At 62.1% G+C, this 243-nt stretch carries 1 protein-coding gene; it reads left to right on the forward strand.

What is annotated here, in order from left to right:
* Positions 1-93: 93 nt before the first annotated feature.
* Positions 94-243, forward strand: a 150-nt coding sequence (locus AC0L3U_RS40045) for a magnesium chelatase subunit ChlI family protein (protein ID WP_473365216.1), incomplete at its 3' end; no start/stop codon positions are given.

Below are 243 nucleotides of genomic sequence, written 5' to 3' on the forward strand. Positions count from 1 at the left end.
GTTGCTTGGCGTCGGTGCGCTAGGTCGGCACGGTAAGTTCGCGCCTTACGTCTGCGCGAGTACTGCACGCTGACGAAGGCCGATGAAAGCTGGCTGGAAAACGCATGCGAGCGACTGACGCTGTCGTTGCGGGCGGCTCATCGGCTGCTCAAGGTGGCGCGCACTTTGGCCGACCTCGAACAAACGGAAGACATCGCTCGCCACCATCTGCAAGAAGCCTTGCAGTACCGTCCGGCGGTGATC

The organism is Bradyrhizobium sp. Kon69, from assembly GCF_055807515.1.